The following is a 21,167-nucleotide window of genomic DNA, read 5'->3' as shown; positions in this document are numbered from 1 at the left end:
TTGCAGGTTGGCGCCGCTGGCGCATTCGGGGGTGCTCTTCACTTCACATCACTTGAGGTCGTCAGCGATGACCTTCACGATGCGCTGCGCATTCGCCGAGGTCTCGGGCGCGCCCTTGTCGTTGAGCACCGCGACGGTGGTGGCTTCACCCTGGCTCTTGACCTGGATGCGGTACTTGATCGGCGGATCGGATTTGCCGGCCTGGCCGAGCGTGAGCATGCGGGCGATGAAGCCGGGGTCCTTGTTCGCATTCGGCGGCACGTAGCGCACGAAGTACGTGCCGGCCGCGCGGTCGCGGTCTTCCACGGTGAAGCCGGTGCGGTCCAGCGCCAGGCCGACACGGCGCCATGCGCGTTCGAAGCCTTCGTTGATCTGCACAACGGGTTGGCCGTCGACGGTGCTGACCTTGGAGGTCTGCACCACCGGACCGGCAGCCACCAGGGCCTTCGACTGTTCTTGCGACACGCCGAGCTTGACCATCAGGCGGCGCAGGAATTCGGCTTCCAGGTCCGGATCAGGCTTGCGCGGCTGCCAGATGGTCGAGTCCTTGCGGGCGGTGCTGTACACCTCTTCCATGCCGCGGTGGGTGATGTAGATCTCGGTGCCGTTGGGCGTGCGTTCCATGCGCGTGCGGAAGCGGTCGAGTTCGCCGGTGGAGTACACCGAGTCCATCAGCTTGCCGATGGTGCCGCGGATGATGTCCTGCGGCAGTTTGGCGCGGTTCTCGGCCCAGTCGGTTTCCATGATGCCGAGGTTGCGCTGCTCGGTGGTCAACAGGAAGCCGCTTTCCTGCCAGAAGTCGCGAACAGGTTCCCACAGCTGGTCGGCGGGTCGGCTCACGACGATCCAACGTTCGTTGCCGGCGCGCTCCAGGCGCACGTCGCCGATATTCGACACTGCGGTTGGCAGGCTCGGCGCATTGGCGATCCCAGCCTGGTACGAATTGGCCGAGACCGGTGCGCCGGGGAGGGCGTAGCGGTTGTCGCGCGAGAGCTGGGTCAGGTCGGGTGGGACTTCGAGGGTCGGGGCCTTGCCGGCGCTCTTGTAGTCAATCTTGTCAGGCTCGAGGACCGAGCAGGCCGCAAGGCTCGTGACGAGTCCGAGCAATGCAAGTCGCGAAATGTGGTTCAACGTCGTCTTCCTTCTGGATATCGCAATTCAATGGACGCATGCGGCGCCGCAGGTTGTGAGTGGCAAGTCGGCAAAAAGGTTGCATGCGCGAATGCGCATCGGGCAGGCGTCAGTGGAGCAGGCCGGTGGCCTTGAGGGCGGCCAGCACGACGGGTTGGGCTGCTTCGCTGAGACCGGTCAGGGGCAGGCGCAGCGCGTCTCCGCACAGGCCCATGCGCGCCATGGCCCACTTCACGGGAATGGGGTTGGGCTCGATGAAGAGGTTGCGGTGCAGCGGCATCAGTTCGAACTGGATGCGCATGGCGGTGGCCACGTCGCCGGCCAGAGCGGCCACGCACAGCTCGTGCATCTTGCGCGGCGCCACGTTGGCCGTGACGCTGATGTTGCCCTGGCCGCCGCACAGCATGAGGGCGACGGCGGTCGGGTCGTCGCCCGAGTAGACGGCGAAGTCCTTCGGCAGGTCGCGAATGAGCCATTGGGCCCGCTCGATGTTGCCGGTGGCTTCCTTGATGCCGATGATGCCGGGCACTTGTGCGAGGCGAAGCACGGTGTCGTGCGCCATATCGGCGACGCTGCGGCCCGGCACGTTGTAGAGCACGGTGGGCAGGTCGCCCACGGCTTCGGCGATGGCCTTGAAGTGCTGGTACTGGCCTTCTTGCGTCGGCTTGTTGTAGTAGGGCACGACCTGGAGTTGCGAGTCCGCGCCCACGCCCTTGGCGAACTTGGCAAGCTCGATCGCTTCCTTCGTGGAATTCGCGCCACAGCCGGCCATGACGGGCACGCGGCCCTTGGCTTGCTCGACGGAAACGCGGATGATTTCGCAATGCTCTTCGACATCGACCGTCGGCGATTCGCCGGTGGTGCCGACGACGCCAAGGCAGTCCGTGCCTTCGGCGATGTGCCAGTCGATCAGGCGGCGCAATGCGGGATAGTCGACGCTGCCGTCGTCATGCATCGGCGTGACGAGCGCGACGATGCTGCCAGTCAGTGGATCCAAGGGGGTTCTCTTTGTTCGGGCCGAAAAGCAGCCATTCTACTGATCAGACGTCCCACCCCCGCAGAGGCTTCGGTGCACCCCCTCAACGGGCGCACCCAGCGGCGCGGCGAAGCAGGTTCCGCGGGTGCTCACGAAGGGGCAACTAATTCGCGGGTGGGCTTTCAAGCGCGTGGCGCGGCAACGCGCCCGCCGGCCGCACGGCCGCGATGCGCTGGACGAATCGCGCGGGACTGTCCAGGAACCCGTCTTCGTAGGCGATCACGCGCAATCCTGCGCTGGCGGAAAGGAGTTCGCCGGGCTGCAGCAGGAAATCCGGGCGCGATGGCTTGCCGACGGTTTCGTTACCGGCTGCAAAAGTTTCGTAAAGCAGCACGCCGCCGGGCGCGACGGCGGCCACGATATGGTGCAGGAGCGGGCGCCAGAGGTAGTTGGTGACGACGACGGCATCGAATTGATCGCCGCCGAAGGGCCATGGCCCGTCTTCGATATCCGCTTGCAGGACGCGGCCGAAGGACGAGGCTGCAGCGATCGCTTCCGGCGACCGGTCCACACCGGTGACGACATGGCCGCTCCCGGCAAACCAGCGCATGTGCCTACCGGCACCGCAGGCCACGTCGAGCACGCTCCCGCCCTCCGGCACAAGGTGCGACCAGCGCACCACCCATGGCGACGGCGCGCCCGATCCATGCAGGGAGCTCAAAAGCAGGCCCAGAGTTGGTCGATGAGGGTCACCATGAAGCCGGGCCGGGTGTAGAGCGCGAACACGAGTGCCAGCACCATGCAGATGGCCAGCCACGTCGCGACACGACGGATGCGATGGCGGGTCTGGCTCGTCATGATTTCAGGCAGGCTGCGGCACGGCGCGCACGATGGCGCTTTCCTTCACCGGCAGGTTGATGAGCGCGGCGAACACGCCGAGCGCGATCGAGATGTACCAGACGATGTCATAGCTGCCGGTGCGGTCGTACAGCGCGCCGCCCAGCCACACGCCGAGGAAGGAGCCGACCTGGTGACCCAGGAAGATGAAGCCGCTGAGCATTGACAGGTGCGCCACGCCGAAGATCTGCGCGACCAGCGCATTGGTCGCCGGCACGGTCGAGAGCCACAGGAAGCCGATGACGGCCGCGAAGACGTACACCGACAGCGGCGAGATCGGCACGATCAGGAACAAGGCAATGGCGATGGCGCGGCCGAAGTAGATCGCCGCGAGGATCTTGCGCTTGGCGAATTTCTGCCCCAGCGAGCCGGAGGCGTAGGTGCCGAACACGTTGAACAGGCCGATCAGCGCCAGCGCATAGCTGGCCACTTCGGGGGACAGTCCCTTGTCGCGCAGGTAGCTCGGCATGTGCACGCCGATGAACACCACCTGGAAGCCGCAGACGAAATAGCCGGCCATCAGCAGGCTGAAGCTCGGCGTCTTGAAGGCTTCGGCCAAGGCCTGGACGATGGTCTGTTCACGCCTGCTGCCACCCGTCGTGGAAGCCGGCTCGCGCAGGCCGAAGGCCAGCGGCACCACCAGCAGCACCACTGCCGCCAATGCGAGCAGGGCGGTCTGCCAGCCCAGGCTGGCGATCAGATGGCCCTCGATCGGCACCATGAGGAATTGCCCGAACGAACCGGCCGCGGCGGCCACGCCCATGGCCCATGAGCGCCGCTCGGCCGGGATCTGGCGGCCGATCACGCCATAGATCACCGCGTAGGTGGTGCCGGCCTGCGCGGCGCCGATGAGCACGCCGGCGGTCAATGCGAACAGGGTGGGCGTGGGCGAGAGCGCCATGCCGACCAGGCCGAGCGCATAGCAGGCGGTGCCGATCAGCAGCACGCGGAAGGCGCCCAGCTTGTCGGCCAGCATGCCCGCGAAGACACCCATCACGCCCCATGAGAGGTTCTGGATCGCGATGGCGAAGGAGAAGGTCTGGCGCGACCAGTCCTGGGCCTGCGTGATCGGTTGCAGCCAGAGGCCGAAGCCGTGGCGGATGCCCATCGAGAGGGTGACGATCATGGCGCCGCACAGGAGCACCTGCTTCAGGCTGAGGGGCTGGGGGGAGGAGGGGCGCATGCCGGTCAATGTACCCAAAAGCCAGTGACCGTTCTTGCGCGCGCCTATTCGGGATTGTTGAAATATTGCCCGGCCATTGATGCGATTGGCGCATGTCCCGCCAGGGGAGCGACGCTTGCGGCGGCCGCCAACGGGGTTGCAAGCGGTGCTTGGATGTGAAGGAGGGATAGGCGGGGGGCGGCAGCCCGGGGGCGTTGGCATCTCGCGCCATTTGCCGCGCGGGTTCGCGTGTGTGGCTGGCTGCGCGAGCTGGATCGCGAAGTGGTGGCCTCGCGCATCAGGCACGGAAGTTGTCTGTATGGACATCCAGTTTTTGGCGGGCTGGCTCACTACAATCCGCCCCCATGGCAACCCCCAGCAAGACAATTCCCCAGGCGTATTCCGAAGGCTCGATCCGCGTTCTCAAGGGGCTCGAGCCCGTCAAGCAGCGGCCGGGCATGTACACCCGCACCGACAACCCGCTGCACATCATCCAGGAAGTGCTCGACAACGCGGCCGACGAGGCGCTCGCGGGCTACGGCAAGAAGATCAAGGTCACGATGCACCTCGACGGCTCGGTGAGCGTCGAGGACGATGGCCGCGGCATTCCGTTCGGGCTGCATCCGGAGGAACAGGCGCCGGTGGTCGAACTGGTGTTCACGCGGCTGCATGCGGGCGGCAAGTTCGACAAGGGGTCGGGCGGGGCCTACAGCTTCTCGGGCGGCTTGCATGGCGTGGGCGTCTCGGTGACCAACGCGCTGTCGACGCGGCTGGAAGTGGTGTCGTATCGCGAAGGCTCGGTCGCGCAATTGGCCTTCTCGGCCGGCGACGTGATCGAGCCGCTGCAGATCCGCGCGCAGGTCAGCGGCAACGGCGACCGCAAGCAGGGCACGACGGTGCGCGCCTGGCCTGACGCCAAGTATTTCGAGACGGCCACCTTGCCGGTGAACGAACTGACGCACCTGCTGCGCAGCAAGGCCGTGCTGATGCCGGGCGTGACGGTCACGCTCGTGGTCGAGAAGACGAAAGACACGCAGACCTGGCTCTACAAGGGCGGCCTGCGCGACTACCTGATGCAGACGCTCAATGGCGAGCCGGTGATCCCGCTGTTCGAAGGCGCGGGCCATGCGGACAAGAACGCCGACAACTTTGCCGAGGGCGAAGGCGCCGACTGGTGCGTGGCCTTCACCGAGGAAGGTCAGCCGGTGCGTGAGAGCTACGTCAACCTGATTCCAACCAGTGCTGGCGGCACGCATGAAAGCGGCTTGCGTGATGGGCTGTTCAACGCCGTCAAGGGCTTCGTGGAACTGCATTCGCTACTGCCCAAGGGCGTGAAGCTGCTGCCGGAAGACGTGTTCGCCCGCGCTTCCTATGTGTTGAGCGCCAAGGTGCTGGACCCGCAGTTCCAGGGGCAGATCAAGGAACGACTGAACTCGCGCGATGCGGTGCGGCTGGTGTCCAGCTTCGTGCGTCCTGCGCTGGAGCTGTGGCTGAACCAGCACGTCGACTACGGCAAGAAGCTGGCCGAACTGGCGATCAAGGCGGCGCAGTCCAGGCAGAAGGCGGGCCAGAAGGTCGAGAAACGCAAGGGCTCCGGCGTGGCCGTGCTGCCTGGCAAGCTGACCGATTGCGAGAGCAAGGACACGGCGCACAACGAAGTCTTCCTGGTCGAGGGCGACTCGGCCGGCGGCAGCGCGAAGATGGGCCGCGACAAGGAGTCGCAGGCGATCCTGCCCTTGCGCGGCAAGGTGCTGAACACCTGGGAAGTCGAGCGCGACAGGCTGTTTGCCAACAACGAAATCCACGACATTTCGGTGGCCATCGGCGTAGACCCGCACGGGCCGACCGACACGCCCGACATGAGCGGCCTGCGCTACGGCAAGATCTGCATCCTGAGCGATGCGGACGTGGACGGCTCGCACATCCAGGTGCTGCTGCTGACGCTGTTCTTCCGGCACTTTCCGAAGCTCATCGATGCGGGTAACGTGTATGTGGCCAAGCCGCCGCTGTTCCGCATCGATGCGCCGGCGCGGGGCAAGAAGCCGGCGTCGAAGGTGTATGCGCTGGACGAAGGCGAACTCACGGCCACGCTGGACAAGCTGCGCAAGGATGGCGTGAAGGAAGGCGCGTGGAGCATCAGTCGCTTCAAGGGCCTGGGTGAAATGAGTGCGGAGCAGTTGTGGGAGACCACGCTGAATCCGGACACGCGCCGCCTGTTGCAGGTGCAACTCGGCCGCTTGGATTTCACGCAGACTCAGGGAGAGATCACCAAACTCATGGGCAAGGGTGAAGCCGCCGCGCGGCGCGACCTGATGGAGTTACGTGGCGATGATGTGGAGATCGATGTCTAGTTGATGTGCGTCCTCGTCCTTCGGGAGGAGGATGTCCGGCTTGCGAATCACGAAGTGAATCAATCTGGCCTTTTCCGTCGATGGATTGCGCTGGTGCTGTTGCTGATCGCGCAGCACGGCGCGTTCGCGGCCGACATCTATGGCTACATGGACGAAAAGGGCATGGCGCATTTCGCATCGGAGAAGCTGGATGCGCGCTACCAGTTGTTCTTCAAGGGCGGGCAGAGCTTCGACACGACTGAGGGCATCGGCACGCCGGGGCGGCGCGGCAGTGGCAAGGTACCGGCGGTGTCGCAATCGCTGGTCGCGATGTTCGAGAAATCGCCGAACTACAAGGTCGCCAAGACCGCGTTGCAGGACGCGTCGAAGCGCCATGCGATCGACTATGAGTTGCTGCAGGCGCTGGTCGCGACCGAATCGGGCTTCGATGCGCAGGCGCTGTCACCCAAGGGCGCGATGGGCTTGATGCAGGTGATGCCGGCGACGGCCGAGCGCTACGGCGTGCAGGGCGACAAGCGCGGGACCATCGAAGAGAAGCTGTACGACCCGCGCATCAACATCGCGACCGGCTCGCGCTACTTCCGCGACCTGATCGCGATGTTCCCAGGACAGATCGAACTGGCGCTCGCGGCCTACAACGCTGGCGAAGGCGCGGTGCAGCGCGCGGGCAACAAGATCCCGAACTACCGCGAGACGCAGGACTATGTGCAGACGGTGTTGCAGCTCTACGCCTACCTGAAGCCTGGCGCGGGTGCCGGCACTGGGCGCGGGGGCAAGACGCCGGGGCGCGTGCGCATGGAGATGGTAGTGCCGAAGGGCGGGGCGGTGGGCCGTGGCAACATGCCGCCGGACTCGCGCAACATGCCTGCGATGCCGCACTTGCCCGAGCCGACCGCAGCGCCCGCCCGACCGCTCGAAGCGCCTGCGTCCTGAGACGGTGTGAACGAACCCGCCATGCCCGCTCGATCCGTCAAACAACGCCCGCTCGGCGGTGCAAATGCTCGGCTTGGCCCAAGCCATGGCTTTGCTTTGCGCCTTGATCGGACGCGTTTTGACGGCCCGCTCGACCACGCCGGATCGATTCACACCTTCTGAACGCACGCGCCGCCTTGTCGCCACCCGAGGAACCCGTCATGCAACGTCGATCCCTGCTGCTCGCCGCCACGACCTGTGCGTGGACCGGTGCGGCGCGCGCGCAGTCGCTGCCCGCGGCGCCGTCGGCCACCGAGCCCTTCGCGAAGTTGCAGGGCGGCGTGCCGCATCACATGACGCCGGAGCAGGAGTCGCAGCGCGTCATCGACAGCCCCGCCCCCAAGGGGCCCGCGGGCCGTTGGGTGACGCGTGCGGCCTTGCCGATTCCGCGCAGCGAGATGGCCTGGGCCACGGCGGCGCAAGGGCGCATGCATGTGGTGGGCGGCTATGGCGAAGGCGCGGTGAATCGCGACTATCACCACATCTACGACCCGGCGGCGGATCGCTGGCTCGATGGCGCACCGCTGCCTCGTGGGGCCAACCATGTCGCGGTGGCGGCCGATGGCGGCAGGGTCTATGCGCTGGGCGGCTTCGTCGAGCAGAACCGGCGCTCCGACACCAACGCCTATGTCTACGACATCGCGGCCAATCGGTGGAGCACGATCGCGCCGTTGCCGCGTCCGCGCGGCGCCGCGGCGGCCGTGGTGCTCGATGGATCGCTGCACCTGATCGGCGGTGCGTCGGAGCCGGCGGCCGAACGCGCGAGCGTCGGCTGGCACGAGGTCTACGACCCGAGGGCTGACAAGTGGACGACGCGCAAGGCGCTGCCCGGTGCGCGCGACCATGTGGGCTGCGTCGCGCACAACGGCCAGATCCATGTGATCGGCGGGCGCTTCAACACCTTCGAATACAACACCGACCTGCACCACGTCTACCTGCCGGCGCGCGACACGTGGGAGCTGCGTTCACCGCTGCCCACGGCGCGATCGGGCCATGGCCTGGTCGTCTACCGTGGCCGCTTCTACGCGATGGGCGGCGAGGGCGGTGTGCTGCTGCCCGGCGGCATTCCGAGGCAGGCCAAGGTGTTCGGCCAGATGGAGAGCTACGATCCCGCCTCCGACACCTGGCAGCAGCATGCGCCAATGCCGACGCCGCGACACGCGGTGGGCGCGGCGCTGATCGGCGACTGGATCTACGTCGCGGGCGGCGGCGCGGTGCTCGGCGGATCGGTGCAGTCGGCCGTGCACGAGGCCTTCACATTGGGGTGACGCCGCGCGGCGCATCCCTGCATTTCAATTTTTCTCTCGAAACTTTCTGCTCATGGACTCCGAACCGACGCTCGACCTCTTGCCACCCGAAGACGACGGCACCGGCATCACGCTGGCCGACTACGCGCAACAGGCCTACCTCGAATACGCGCTGAGCGTGGTCAAGGGCCGCGCGCTGCCCGACGTGTGCGACGGCCAGAAACCGGTGCAACGGCGCATCCTCTATTCGATGTCGCGCATGGGGCTCGGCTTTGGCGGTGCGAATGGCACGGTCGGTGCCAAGCCGGTGAAGAGCGCACGCGTGGTCGGCGACGTGCTCGGCCGCTTCCATCCGCACAGCGACCAGGCCGCGTACGACGCGCTGGTGCGCATGGCGCAGGACTTCTCGCAGCGCTATCCGCTGGTCGATGGCCAAGGCAACTTCGGCAGCCGCGATGGCGACGGCGCAGCGGCGATGCGCTACACGGAAGCGCGGCTCGCGCGTATCACCAGCCTGTTGCTGGACGAGATCGACGAAGGCACGGTGGACTTCGTGCCCAACTACGACGGCTCGACCGAGGAGCCGCGCTTGTTGCCGGCGCGCCTGCCGTTCACGCTGCTCAACGGTGCGAGCGGCATCGCCGTGGGCCTGGCGACGGAAATCCCGAGCCACAACCTGCGCGAGATCGCCGATGCCTGCGTGGCGCTGATCAAGACCAACGGCAAGCTCAGCGAAGAAGAATTGTTCGCCATCGTGCCCGGCCCGGACTATCCGGGCGGCGCGCAGATCATCAGCAGTGCGACCGACATTGCCGACGCGTATCGAACGGGACGCGGCTCGCTGAAGGTGCGGGCGCGCTGGAAGATCGAGGATCTGGCGCGCGGCCAGTGGCAGTTGGTGGTCAACGAACTGCCGCCCGGCGTGAGCACGCAGAAGGTGCTGGAAGAGATCGAGGAGATCACCAACCCGAAGATCAAGACCGGCAAGAAGGCGCTCAGCACGGAGCAGACGCAGCTCAAGGCGGCGATGCTGTCGGTGCTGGACGTGGTGCGCGACGAGTCGAGCAAGGACGCGGCGGTGCGGCTGGTGTTCGAGCCCAAGACTTCGCGCATCAGCCAGGATGAGTTCGTCACCACGCTGCTGGCACAGACCTCGCTGGAGACTTCGTCGCCGATCAACCTGACGATGGTCGGCATCGACGGCAAGCCGACGCAGAAGTCGCTGCGGCAGATGCTCAACGAGTGGATCGCGTTCCGCGAGATCACGGTCGAGAAGCGTTCGCGGCACCGGCTGGACAAGGTGCTGGACCGCATCCACATCCTCGAGGGGCGGCAGCTGGTGCTGCTCAACATCGACGAGGTGATCGCGATCATCCGCGCGGCGGAAGATCCGAAGGCGGCGTTGATCGCGCGCTTCAATCTCAGCGAGCGGCAGGCCGAGGACATCCTTGAAATCCGCCTGCGTCAACTGGCGCGGCTGGAGGCCATCAAGATCGAGCAGGAGCTCAAAGGCCTGCGCGACGAGCAGAAGAAGCTGGAAGACATCCTCGGCAGTCCGGCCGCCTTGCGCCGGCTGCTGGTGAAGGAAATCGAGCAGGACGCGAAGACTTTCGAGGACCCGCGCCGCACGCTGATCCAGGCGGAGAAGCGCGCCGTGGCCGAGGTGAAGGTGGTCGACGAACCGGTGACGGTGATCGTCTCGCAGAAGGGCTGGGTGCGTGCGCAGAAAGGCTGGGCCAGCGAGAAGGCGGCGGGCGGCAACGGCGCGCCGGCGGAGTACAGCTTCAAGTCCGGCGATGCGCTGTACGACGCCTTCGAATGCCGCTCGGTCGACACGCTACTGGTGTTCGGCACGGCCAAGGACAAGACGGTGCGCGTCTACACCGTGCCGGTGGCTTCGCTGCCGGGCGGTCGCGGCGACGGGCAACCGGTGACGACCTTGCTCGACCTGGAAAGCGGCACGCATGTGGCGCATTACTTCGCCGGGCCGTTGGGCGCGAGCCTGCTGCTGTCGAACACGGGCGGCTATGGCTTCATCGCGACGGTGGAGAACATGACCTCGCGGCAGCGCGGCGGCAAGGCCTTTGTCGACGTGGGCGAGGGCGAGCAGCTGTGCCGTCCGTCGCTGGTGGGCGGCGCGAGTGGCGCGGAGCCGATGCCGGCCGCGACGCATGTGGCCTGCGCGTCGACGGGCGGGCGCATCCTGACCTTCGACATCGCGGAGCTGAAGGTGTTGCCGAAGGGCGGGCGCGGGCTCACGCTGATCGACCTCGACGCCAAGGACACGCTCGCGGGCGCCGCGGCCTACACGCGCAGCGTGCGGATCGATGGCATCGGGCGCGGCGGCAAGGAGCGCGACGAGACGCTGGAGATCCGCACCCTGAACAACGCACGCGGCACGCGGGCGCGCAAAGGCAAGGCCGCCGACCTGGGATTCAAGCCAGCCAGCATCGTGCGCGTGCAATAGTCGCGCAACCCACAACAAAACCCGGAGACAGATTCATCATGGAAGTCGGAGCCATCGCCACCGGACTCGCCGTCGTCAGCGGCACCGCGTGCTTTTTCATCGCCCGCAAGCTTTCGCGCAACCGCAAGGAAAAGAAAGTGCAGAAAGAGGTGATCGTGGCGAAATCGAACGAGAGCCGGCAGGTCCGCCGCGCACGCGAACGCCGCGAAAACCGCTGAGATCGCACCGCGCTCGCCGCGCCATGCGGCGTTGCTCGTCCTTGTGGGCGGGAGCCCACGGCGTCCTCTCCCTTGCAGGGCGCGACTCAGCCTGAGGCTGAGTCCGTTCGCGCTGTCCAATGGCCCTCAAGGGCCATTGGAGCCGCAGCGCTCACCCTTGCCTGGCACGCCGATCGCGGCGCGCTCTCAGCGGTTTTTCCGCCCCGATCTACTGGGCTCGGTGACTACTTGAGCCCAGCCCACCAGCGCACGTTGGTGCGCGGCTGGCCCACGGTGACCACTTCACCGATCTCCGGCGTCGCGATGTCGATCCTCTTCTCCGCCGCCAGGTCCGCGATGCGGTCGAGCGGCGTGTGCCAGGTGTGGAAGGCGAGGTCGAAGGTGCTGTTGTGCACGGGCAGCAGCACCTTGGCGCGCAGGTCCTCGAAGGCCTGGATATCTTCCTCCGGCGTCATGTGCACCGACGGCCACCACGCGTCGTACTGGCCGTTCTCGATCATCGCCAGGTCGAAGCCGCCGAAGCGCTCGCCGATCTTCTTGAAGCCGTCGAAGTAGCCCGTGTCGCCGCTGTAGAAGATGCGCTGCGGCCCGCTCTGGATCACCCAGGAGGCCCACAGCGTCTCGCTGCGGTCAGAGAGGGTGCGGCCGGAGAAATGCTGCGACGGCGTGGCGGTGACCTGCACCTCGCCCTGCTTGGCCGATTGCCACCAGTCAAGTTCGGTGATGCGCTCGGCCGGCACGCCCATCGACAGCAAACGCTTGCCCACGGCCAGCGGCACGAAGAAGCGTTGCGCGCGCTGCGCCAGGTATTCGATGGTGGGCGCGTCGAGGTGGTCGTAGTGGTCGTGCGAGATGATCACGCCCTCGATGGCCGGCAACTGCTGCAACGCGATGGGCGGCGCATGAAAGCGCTTCGGACCCATGAAGCCGAAGGGCGAGGCGCGCTCGCTGAACATCGGGTCGGTCAGCCAGAACTTGCCGCGCAGCTTGAGCAAGGTCGATGCGTGGCCGATGCGGATGACGTGGTTGGCTTGCGGGTCGAGCGCTTCCAGTTGCGCGGTGGTCAGCGGTCGCACGGGAATGGCGTCGACGGGTACGGTATCGGTCTTGGTGCCGACCAGGAAGCGCCACCAGATCCGGGCCGCGTTGGCCGTGGGTTTCGCGTCGGGGTTCGGTGCGTTGACGAAGCCGCAGTCCTTGAACTGGGGCGACGCGGAATAGGGCGATTCGCAGGCGCCGGAACTTCCGCAGGCGGTGACGAGGGCGATGGCGGATGCGAGCAGCAGGCGGGTAGCGATCATCCGCTCGAGGATAGTTGAAGCGCCTCGCTGGCCACCGACTCTTTCGCTCCAGCGGCCCATCCTGGCGGAGGCCCTGCGCCGTACGCGCTCCGCAAGTGGGTCAGGCCTCGAAGGATCAGGATGCGCGCGTGACGGCGCTGTTGCACCGTTGCGCGTCGCCGACGTTCAATGGGACGCTGCGCAACCGGGTCTTGAGGGCGTCCAGCGCCAAGCGCTGCCAGGAGATTCGCTCGAGCCCCAACGCTGAAGCGCGGCGAAGGCATCGTGAGCCTCGGGGCCTGCCGCGCCTTCACCGATCGAGGTGGCGTGCAACGCACGATGAGGGGCTCGGTGAATCCCGGACTGCCAAGTGGCCTGGCGGCTGGATTCAAGCGCCGTGAAATCGAGCGCTCCAGCGAGCACCGGAGAGCGCCGTCAAGAACGTGATTTTTTGGACACTTTGTTTTGCATTGAATGCTTGTGGAAGACACAATTGTGTTACGTCGCTTAATACTTTCGCATGTGCGAAGTGACCCAACTCATGAGGTTCATGTGGCCGCGGCCGATGCATTGCAATCGTTGACGACAGCGCCCGCGTCGGCGCTTTCGCCGGCCTCGCGGTTTCGTGCCGACGTCAACGGCCTGCGGGCATGGGCGGTGATCGCCGTGATGCTCTACCACTTCGATGTGCCGGGTTTGGGTGGTGGGTTCATCGGCGTCGATGTCTTCTACGTGATTTCCGGTTTTCTGATGACCGGCATCGTGGTGCGCGGCCTGGAAAGCCCCCGCGGCTTTTCATTGGTGGCGTTCTACCTGGCCCGGGGGCGGCGAATCCTGCCCGCACTCGTCGGGCTATGCACCGCGTTGCTGCTGGTGGGTTGGTTCGTGATGAGCACCATCGATTACCGCTTGCTGGGCAAGCACGTCGCGTTCGCGTTGACGTTCCTGTCGAACCATCAGTTTTGGCGCGAGGCGGGTTATTTCGATGTTTCGTCGCACGACAAATGGCTGTTGCACACCTGGTCCCTGGCTGTCGAATGGCAGTTCTATGTGCTGCTGCCGCTGGCGCTGATGGGCGCGTGGAAGATCCGCCCGGGTCGCACGCTCCTGACGCTCTTGATGGCTGCTGGCCTGGTCGCGTCCCTGGGCTGGGCGCAGATCCTTGCGGCACGAGACCCGGGGGCCGCGTTCTACCTGTTGCCGGCGCGCGCCTGGGAGATGCTCGCTGGCGGGTTGGTGTTCCTGTTTCCGCAGGCAACCCCCGGCAGCGGTCGCCTGGGGTTGGCAATGGAGCTCGCAGGCCTTGGCTTGATCGTTGCCGCGGCGCTGTTCCTCAACGCGCTCCCGTCGTCGCAGGGCTGGCGCGGCCTGCTGCCGGTCTGCGGAACGGTCATGGTCCTTGTCGCGGCCCGCGCGCAGTCGCCATGGACCGGGAATGTCCTTGTGCAATGGCTCGGCACGCGTTCGTATTCGCTCTACCTCTGGCACTGGCCGGTCGTCGTGGGACTGCTGTACCTGGAGTGGCCGGGCGGGGCGGCGACCACCAGTTTCGGCCTGGCTTCGACCGTCGTGCTCGGCGCAGTTGCGTACCGCGTGGTGGAAGCGCCTGCCCGCCGGCACCTTCGAAAGCTGCCGCTGCCGGCCAGTCTCGCACTCTTGATGGTCGCGACCGCTGCGGTGGCGCTTCCCAGCAGGTGGGTGTGGACTCGGGATGGCGTGCCGGGGCGCCTCGGCGAACGGATCGACAACGTGGCGGAACAAAGCACCAACCGCAAGCCGAACCAGTACAGCTGCCTCACGATGTCGGGCGTCTCGTCGCCGTCATGCATGTTCGGTGGCCAGCGCTTGACCGCCATCGTGCTCGGGGATAGTCACGCGGATGCAGTGACGACGGCCGTGGCCGCGGCCGTTGCCCACGATGGCGACGGGGTGATGGACTGGAGCTATAGCGGATGCCCCAACATCTTCGGCGTCAAAAAGGTGCCGGGCCTTGCGCCTCTCACCGAAGACTGCGAAGGCTTCATGCACTGGGCGGTGAACAAGCTCGCGCAAGTGCCGTCGAATGTGCCGCTGGTGCTGGTCAGCCGCACCAGCTTCTACGCCATGGGGCGCGACGAATCGTGGCGCCCCGACGCTCACATCCCGCTGGTCTACTTCGACCGGCCCCATGAACACCCCGACGAGGACTTCCTCAGCGATTTTTCGCATCGCCTCACAGACAGTGCCTGCGCGCTCGCGAAGGACCACCCGGTGTACCTGATGCGCCCGATACCGGAAATGGGGATCGACGTGCCGCGCCAGGTGGCGCGCGCCATGGCACTCGGCAGGGACAAGGGCGTCTCCGTGTCCCTCGATGAGTATCGAAAGCGGCACGCGATGGTACTGGCGGCACAGGACGCCGCGCACGACCAGTGCGGCGTGAAGATCCTCGACCCGCTGCCTTACCTTTGCCCTGACGGTCGGTGCGAGTCGATGCGAGGCGGGCGCCCGATCTACTACGACGACAACCATCTGAGTGAATACGGGAACAAGTTTCTCGTGCCGATGTTTGCGGAAGTTTTCAGGACGCAGGGCTGAGGGCTTGGTCGAACGCGAGAGCCTCATGGCCGCTGCCAGGGAGTCGCCCAAGGCATTGTCGACCCCTTACTTCGGAAACAGAAAGTTCGCGCTCAGCCGAAACCCGAGGTTGTGCGGACCCGCGTTCGGACCCTCGGCCCAGTAGCGCAGTCCCGCCGTCAGGTTGACCGGTTGCTTGCCGAGGAAAAGCAGCTTGCCCACAGTGACGTTGATCGGCACGGACCATTGTTTGGCCTTCCAGTCGTAGCTGGATTCGGTGTTGACGGCGAAGGTCCAGGCCTCCTTCGTCGTGTAGGCGACGAAGGGCTGGAGGTAGGTGCTGCTGATGTTGCGTCGGTTCGCGTTGCCGCCGGCTGCCCAGATGTGATTGACCAGCGCGCCGTAGGTCCAGTGGCCGTCCTGCATCAGCACCACGGCGGTCGGGCCGCCGCCCCATTTGCGCGCACTCAACTGCGAGTCCGTTCCGGTGGGCAGGTAGAACACCGGGCCGACGCCCCAGATCGCGCCGCTGGGGCCGAGCGTCCTGGGTGAGAAGAACAGGCTCTGCTTGATGTCGCCGATCCCCGCCGGGCTGGTGCCTGGACGGACGTCGGTCTGGCTGATGATCGGCACGATGGTGCGGCTGATGATGTTCCATTCATCGTTCAGGCCGAACGGTGTGACAGGCTGCACATTCATCAGGCTGCGGTGGCCGTCCCGCGCGGTGCCGAACTGGCGGTCGTAGTTGTATTCGAGGGGCACGCTGATGAGTTCGGCCACCGGATTGACGAGCTTCTTCGCGAGGTCGTCCTGCGCCTGCGCGCCCGTCGCGACAAGGGACAACGCGCTCGTCAGGAAGGCGCAGGAAAGGCGAATGGTCATTGGCTCATCTCTCCGGTGGATGGACCCATGAAATCGCCACGCCCTGGTGCCGTCAACGCGACGAAGGTATCGGTTGGTGCATGACGAGGCAGTCGAAAGTACTGGTTGTCGGTGCTATTGCGGCGTTCGCGCTGCAGCCGCGCACGGACTGCAGAGTACGAACGGTGAGTTCGGGCGTTTTGGAAGCGAGGCCTACTTCGGCGACCTCTGCAACCGCATCGACACCGAAAACCGTTCGGCCGGATGCACCGTGACCGATACCTCGAACACTTCGCCGTCGTCGTCGAAGTAGCGTCGCACGATCTTCAGCGCAGTGGCGCCGGGCTCGAGTTGGAGCGCGGCGGCCATGGCGCGGTCCTGCAGGGTGAATGCGCGGACGTCCTGGTGGATCTCTGCGATGTGGCGGCCGTAGCGCTCCTCGATCAACGAACTGATCAAGGCATCCGGCGACGATTTCGCGAGTTCGGCGATCTCGGCATGGGCTGGGTCGATGTACACGTCGGTCCAGCCGACGGGGGCGGCCGCCTCGTCGCCGATCAGGCGCAGGCTGGAGATGCGCATCCAGCGCGTGCCGTCCGCACAGCCCAGTTCCTTCGCCAGTTCGCCGGTCGCCGTCTCATCGCCCACAGATTGGACCACCCGCAAGTGTTCGGCGCCGAACTGGACCAGATCGTCCACCGACGCCAGCGAGGGACGGAAGCTGGCCCGCGGCTTGGCCGATACCACGCGCGTGCCGACGTTCTTCCGCCGCGACACCAAGCCGACTTGCTGAAGCTCCGCCAACGCGGCGCGCACGGTGTGGCGGCTGGTGCCGTAGTGCTTGCACAGCTCCAGTTCGGTCGGCAGCAGGTCGCCCACGGCGAAGTGGCCGGAGGTGATCGCTTCCGTCAGGTGGCGGGCGATGTTGCCGAAGGTGGCCTTCTGCGGTGCGGGTTCGAGTGCGGCATTCATGGCAATGCAAGGGTAAACCCCAAATTGAAGATATGTTCGGACATATTAAAGTCTCATATGTCCGAACATATTGTCGCTCATCTCACTCCAACTTCAAGAGGCTCCATGTCCAAGAATCCTTCGCTCCCCATGGCCAGTACGGTCGTTGATTCGATCCTGTTCCGCGATGCTTTCGGCACGCAGAAGATGCGCCAGATTTTCTCCGACGGCGCGCTGATCCAGCGCTACATCGATGCTGAGGTGGCACTGGCGCGTGCCGAGGCGCGCTGCGGTGTGATCCCTGCGGAAGCGGCGGAGGTCATCGCCCGTGAATCGAAGATCGAGCGCATCGACTTCGACCACATGCGCGAAGAGACGGACATCGTCGGCTACCCGATCCTGCCGCTGGTGCATCAGATGGTGGCGATGTGCGGCGAGTCGGGCCGCTATGTGCACTGGGGCGCGACCACGCAGGACATCATGGACACGGCCGTTGCGCTGCAGGTGCGCGATGCGCTGGACAGCATCGACGCGGACATCCGGGAACTGCGCGCCATCCTGGCCTCGCTCGCCAAAAAGCACCGCGACACGCCGATGGCCGGTCGTACCCATCTGCAGCAGGCGCTTCCCGTGACCTTCGGCTACAAGGTCGCGATCTGGCTGGCGATGTTCGACCGGCACCAGCAGCGCATCGCCGAACTGCGTCCTCGGGTTGCGGTGGTCGAGTTCGCGGGTGCGGCGGGCACGCTGGCTTCGCTGGGCGACAAGGGCTTCGAGGTGCAGAAGGCGATGGCCGAGGAACTGAATCTCGGCGTGCCGGCCACGACCTGGCATGTGGCGCGCGATGGTTTCGCCGAAGCGGTGAACCTGCTGGCGCTCGTAACCGGCTCGCTCGGCAAGATCGCGCTGGACATCATGATCATGGCGTCCACCGAGTTCGCCGAGGTCTACGAGCCCTTCGTCAAGGGCCGCGGTGCGTCGAGCACGATGCCGCAGAAGCGCAATCCGATCTCCAGCGAACTGATGCTGGCTGCGTCGAAGGCGGTGCGCCAGCATGCGGGGCTGATGGTCGACGCGATGGTGCAGGACTTCGAGCGTGCGACCGGCCCGTGGCATGCGGAGTGGATCGCGATTCCGGAAAGCTTCATCCTCACCTCCGGCGCGCTGCACCAGGCCAAGTTCGCGCTCGGCGGCCTGATCGTCGACGAGGCCCGCATGGCGCACAACCTCGGCATCACCAAGGGCCTGATCGTGGCCGAGGCCGTGATGATGGGCATGGCGCCGCACATCGGCCGCCAGCAGGCGCATGACGTGGTCTACGACGCCTGCCGCGCCGTGAACGAAAAAGGCGGCACGCTGGCTGAGGCGCTGGCGGCCTTGCCCGAAGTCACGAAGCACTTCGACCGCGCCACCATTGATCGCCTCACCGATCCCGCCAACTACCTCGGCCTCGCACCGCAGATGGTGGATCGCGCGCTCGCGCTGTCGGCTCAAATCAGCGCCTGACGCAACCAGGAGAGAGACAACATGACTCCCACCCTCGCACCCACCGCGCCCATTGCGCCGCCTCCGGCGAAGAAGCTCCCCTGGTACCGCAAGCTCGGGATGCAGGTGCTGGTGTCGCTGGTGCTCGGCATCGTCGTCGGCTTCGTGTTCCCGAAGTTCGCCTCGCAACTCAAGCTGCTGGGCGACATGTTCCTGTCGCTCATCAAGGCCGGCGTCGCGCCGCTGGTGTTCCTGACGATCGTGCATGGCATCGCGTCGGCCGGTGACGTGAAGAGTGCAGGGCGCGTGGGCTGGCGCTCGATCGTCTATTTCGAGGTGATCTCGACCATCGCGCTGTGCGTCGGCATGCTGGCTGGCAACCTGCTGGGCATCGGCCAGGGCATGACCACGGTGGCGGGCGGTGCGGCAGCGCCGGTCGTGAAGGCCGCGGCGCCGCAGGGCTTTCTCGAATTCATGATGCACATCGTGCCGGACAACTTCGTCGGCGCGTTTGCCAAGGGCGAGTTGCTGCAGGTCGTGGTGCTGGCGGTGATGGTCGGCATCGGCATCCTGGCCATTCCGGAAGCGCGTCGCGAGAAGATCAACGGCGGCCTCGACTACATCTCCGAAGTGCTGTTCTCGTTCATCAACCTGGTGATGAAGCTGGCGCCCATCGGCACCTTCGGCGCGGTGGCGTATTCGGTGGGCAGCAATGGCTCGGCGGTGCTGGTGGCACTGGCGCAACTGGTGCTGAGCTTCTATGCGGTCATTGCGCTGTTCATCTTCGTGGTGCTCGGCCTCATCGCGAAGATCGCGGGCTTCAGCCTGTGGCGCTTCCTGCGCTACATCAAGGACGAGATCCTGATCGTGCTGGGCACGGCCTCGTCGGAAAGCGCACTGCCGCGCCTGTTGATCAAGCTGGAGCGCCTGGGGGTGGCCAAGCAGACCGTCGGCCTTGTGCTGCCTACCGGCTATGCCTTCAACCTCGACGGCACCTCGATCTTCATGGCGATGGGTGTGATGTTCATCTCGCATGCCTACGGCGTGCCGCTGACGGTCGACCACCAGATAGGCATCCTGCTGCTGATGCTGCTGACGTCCAAGGGCGCGGCGACGGTGTCGGGCGGATCGTTCGTCGTCTTTGCTGCGACGGTGACCTCGACCGGCATCCTTCCGGTGGAAGGCCTGGCAGTGATCTTCGGTGTCTACCGCTTCCTGTCGATGGCCATCTCGACCTGCAACACGATCGGCAACAGCGTGGCCGTGGTGGTGGTCGCCAAGTGGTCCGGCACCTTCGACCCGAAGGTTGCGGAGCGCCATCTCTACCCCGAGCGCTATCCGGAGATCGCCGCCGCCGATGCGCAACTCGACGACGGCAACCTGCTGCCGGAAGACATGCGCGACAGCAACCCGCATCCGACCGGCATCGACATGCGCTCCCCGGCTCCCGCCCGCTGAACCCCATCCGCTCTTGAACCCCATCCAACGTCCCAAGGAATTCATCATGACCTCGAAACTGAAACTCGCCGCACTCGCCCTGACACTCGCAGCCGGCAATGCGCTGGCCCAGGCCTGGCCCACGAAGCCGGTCATGTGGATCGTCCCCTTCGCGGCCGGCGGCCCGACCGATGCGATGGCGCGCAGCATCGCCGAGCGCGTCTCGCGCGAAATCGGCCAGCCGATCATCATCGACAACACGCCGGGTGCGGGCGGCACGGTCGGTGCGGCCAAGGCGGCGCGCGCCAACCCGGACGGCTACACCATGCTGGTCGGCCACATGGGCTACATGGGCGCGGCCCCGGCGCTCTACAAGAAGCTCAACTACGACCCGGTGAAGGACTTCGCCCCGGTGTTCCGCTTCCCCGACACGCCGCTGGTGCTGATGGTGCGCAAGGAACATCCGGCCAAGGACGTGAAGGCGCTGGTCGACTTCGGCAAGGCGAATCCGGACAAGCTCTTCATCAGCAACGCCGGCGTCGGTTCCACATCGCACCTGATCGCCGCGCTGTTCGCAGCGTCGGCCGGCATCAAGGTCTCGCAGGTGCCGTACAAGGGCGCCGGCCCGGCGCTGATCGACGTGATCGGCGGCCAGGTCGACGGCATGTTCGACCAGACCAACACCGCGCTGCCACAAATCAAGGAGGGCAAGGTGCGTCCGCTGGCCGTGACCTCGAAGGTGCGACTGCCGCAGCTGAAGGATGTGCCGACATTGGCCGAGACGGTGCTGCCCGGCTTCGAGGCCGCGACCTGGTACGGCATCTATTCGCCCAAGGGCACGCCGCAACCCGTGCTCGACAAGGTGCAGGCCGCCTACCTGAAGGTGATGACCGACAAGGCCTTCACCGACAAGATGCAGGAGCAGGCGATCCAGTTGCTGCCGGCCGATCAATACACCGGTGCAGCGTTGGGCAAGCACACCGAGAGCGAAGTAGCACGCTGGAAAGCGGTGGCGGCCAAGGCCAACATCACGCTGGACTGAAGAAGGTATGAATCTTTCTACTGCGGCCACCGATCTCGGGCCTGTGGTGTTGGCTCCGGCATCACAAGCGCTTTGCGCAGTTGTGAGCCTCTGCCGCAACTTCGTTGCCACCGCACGAGAGTGCGGCTCCGCTC

The 21,167-nt window shown here is 65.8% G+C and carries 17 protein-coding genes; 9 read left to right on the top strand and 8 right to left on the bottom strand.

Translation table 11 applies throughout. The features are described 5' to 3' along the window. Positions 1-48: 48 nt before the first annotated feature. The 5 genes from bamC to WKW82_RS23850 all read right to left on the bottom strand — a co-directional run bounded on the left by bamC (position 49) and on the right by WKW82_RS23850 (position 4,187). A complete protein-coding gene (gene bamC, locus WKW82_RS23870) occupies positions 49-1,131 on the bottom strand; it encodes an outer membrane protein assembly factor BamC (RefSeq protein WP_340344824.1) in 1,083 nt (360 codons plus the stop codon). Positions 1,132-1,240: 109 nt separating this feature from the next. Further along, positions 1,241-2,128 (bottom strand): 4-hydroxy-tetrahydrodipicolinate synthase, encoded by an 888-nt coding sequence (gene dapA / locus WKW82_RS23865; protein WP_422823564.1) that lies wholly within the window; start codon positions 2,126-2,128, stop codon positions 1,241-1,243. Between the two features lie 142 nt (positions 2,129-2,270). Further along, positions 2,271-2,819: a class I SAM-dependent methyltransferase gene (locus WKW82_RS23860; protein ID WP_340344861.1), complete on the bottom strand. Its 549-nt coding sequence runs from the start codon at positions 2,817-2,819 to the stop codon at positions 2,271-2,273. A 5-nt stretch (positions 2,820-2,824) separates the two neighbouring features. Further along, positions 2,825-2,965, bottom strand: coding sequence for a hypothetical protein (locus tag WKW82_RS23855; RefSeq protein ID WP_340344823.1), 141 nt, complete (start codon positions 2,963-2,965; stop codon positions 2,825-2,827). Positions 2,966-2,969: 4 nt separating this feature from the next. Further along, a complete protein-coding gene (locus WKW82_RS23850; protein WP_340344822.1) occupies positions 2,970-4,187 on the bottom strand; it encodes an MFS transporter in 1,218 nt (405 codons plus the stop codon). A gap of 344 nt (positions 4,188-4,531) precedes the next feature. On the opposite strand from WKW82_RS23850, the gene WKW82_RS23845 reads away from it, so the two are divergent. From WKW82_RS23845 to WKW82_RS23825, 5 genes are all read left to right on the top strand, one after another. Continuing rightward, on the top strand, positions 4,532-6,517 hold the full coding sequence (locus tag WKW82_RS23845) for a DNA topoisomerase IV subunit B (protein ID WP_340344821.1): 1,986 nt from the start codon (positions 4,532-4,534) through the stop codon (positions 6,515-6,517). 54 nt (positions 6,518-6,571) lie between these two features. Continuing rightward, positions 6,572-7,450, top strand: a complete 879-nt coding sequence (locus tag WKW82_RS23840) for a lytic transglycosylase domain-containing protein (RefSeq protein ID WP_340344820.1) — start codon at positions 6,572-6,574, stop codon at positions 7,448-7,450. A 200-nt stretch (positions 7,451-7,650) separates the two neighbouring features. After that, entirely contained in the window at positions 7,651-8,757 is a 1,107-nt protein-coding gene (locus WKW82_RS23835) for a Kelch repeat-containing protein (protein ID WP_340344819.1), read from the top strand. A 52-nt stretch (positions 8,758-8,809) separates the two neighbouring features. Next, a complete protein-coding gene (gene parC, locus WKW82_RS23830) occupies positions 8,810-11,203 on the top strand; it encodes a DNA topoisomerase IV subunit A (RefSeq protein ID WP_340344818.1) in 2,394 nt (797 codons plus the stop codon). Between the two features lie 38 nt (positions 11,204-11,241). Then, positions 11,242-11,421, top strand: a complete 180-nt coding sequence (locus WKW82_RS23825) for a hypothetical protein (RefSeq protein ID WP_340344817.1) — start codon at positions 11,242-11,244, stop codon at positions 11,419-11,421. 224 nt (positions 11,422-11,645) lie between these two features. On the opposite strand, the gene WKW82_RS23820 is transcribed toward WKW82_RS23825, so the two are convergent. Next, positions 11,646-12,722: an MBL fold metallo-hydrolase gene (locus WKW82_RS23820; RefSeq protein WP_340344816.1), complete on the bottom strand. Its 1,077-nt coding sequence runs from the start codon at positions 12,720-12,722 to the stop codon at positions 11,646-11,648. Positions 12,723-13,253: 531 nt separating this feature from the next. Here WKW82_RS23820 and WKW82_RS23815 point away from each other — a divergent pair. Next, positions 13,254-15,278 (top strand): acyltransferase family protein, encoded by a 2,025-nt coding sequence (locus WKW82_RS23815; RefSeq protein ID WP_340344815.1) that lies wholly within the window; start codon positions 13,254-13,256, stop codon positions 15,276-15,278. 66 nt (positions 15,279-15,344) lie between these two features. On the opposite strand, the gene WKW82_RS23810 is transcribed toward WKW82_RS23815, so the two are convergent. Next, positions 15,345-16,139: a transporter gene (locus tag WKW82_RS23810; RefSeq protein WP_340344814.1), complete on the bottom strand. Its 795-nt coding sequence runs from the start codon at positions 16,137-16,139 to the stop codon at positions 15,345-15,347. A gap of 192 nt (positions 16,140-16,331) precedes the next feature. Next, entirely contained in the window at positions 16,332-17,090 is a 759-nt protein-coding gene (locus WKW82_RS23805) for a GntR family transcriptional regulator (protein ID WP_340344813.1), read from the bottom strand. 105 nt (positions 17,091-17,195) lie between these two features. Between WKW82_RS23805 and WKW82_RS23800 the strand changes: the two genes are divergently transcribed. The 3 genes from WKW82_RS23800 to WKW82_RS23790 are packed head-to-tail and all read left to right on the top strand — an operon-like array spanning position 17,196 to position 21,033. Then, a complete protein-coding gene (locus tag WKW82_RS23800; RefSeq protein ID WP_340344812.1) occupies positions 17,196-18,575 on the top strand; it encodes a class-II fumarase/aspartase family protein in 1,380 nt (459 codons plus the stop codon). Positions 18,576-18,596: 21 nt separating this feature from the next. Continuing rightward, complete coding sequence (locus WKW82_RS23795) at positions 18,597-20,012, top strand: cation:dicarboxylate symporter family transporter (protein ID WP_340344811.1); 1,416 nt, start codon at positions 18,597-18,599, stop codon at positions 20,010-20,012. A gap of 46 nt (positions 20,013-20,058) precedes the next feature. Beyond that, positions 20,059-21,033: a tripartite tricarboxylate transporter substrate binding protein BugD gene (locus tag WKW82_RS23790; RefSeq protein ID WP_340344810.1), complete on the top strand. Its 975-nt coding sequence runs from the start codon at positions 20,059-20,061 to the stop codon at positions 21,031-21,033. Positions 21,034-21,167 lie beyond the last annotated feature (134 nt).

Origin of the sequence: Variovorax rhizosphaerae (assembly GCF_037889975.1) — a bacterium.
In the GTDB taxonomy this organism is placed as follows: Bacteria; Pseudomonadota; Gammaproteobacteria; order Burkholderiales; family Burkholderiaceae_C; genus Variovorax; species Variovorax rhizosphaerae.
Note: the sequence above shows the minus strand (reverse complement) of the source record. Positions and strands in the feature narration are given on the sequence as shown.